Annotated in this window: 1 protein-coding gene; it reads left to right on the top strand. The window is 44.4% G+C overall.

The window, feature by feature from the left end; all coding sequences use genetic code 11:
• Window positions 1-184, top strand: a 184-nt coding sequence (locus tag G3N97_RS32120; protein WP_205996957.1) for a hypothetical protein, incomplete at its 5' end; no start/stop codon positions are given.
• Between the last annotated feature and the right edge of the window lie 50 nt (window positions 185-234).

Below are 234 nucleotides of genomic sequence, written 5' to 3' on the forward strand. Positions count from 1 at the left end.
TAAAAAAAAAAAAAAAAAAAGAAGAGGGAGGGAGAGAGGAAAGAAGGAAAAAAAAGAGAAAGAGAAGAAGGAGAGGAGAGAGGAGAGTAGAGAACGCGGTGGCGACGAGAGAGGGGAGTATGAAAGAGAACAAGCACAGAGGAGGGAGAGAAGGGAAAAGAGACGTAGAATGAGACGACAATGATCAGCTGCAGTGTAAGAGAGCTGATGAGGAGGAAGAAGAAGGAGAGACAA

The sequence above is a fragment of the Paraburkholderia sp. Ac-20347 genome (assembly GCF_017104805.1).
Classification (GTDB): domain Bacteria; phylum Pseudomonadota; class Gammaproteobacteria; order Burkholderiales; family Burkholderiaceae; genus Paraburkholderia; species Paraburkholderia tropica.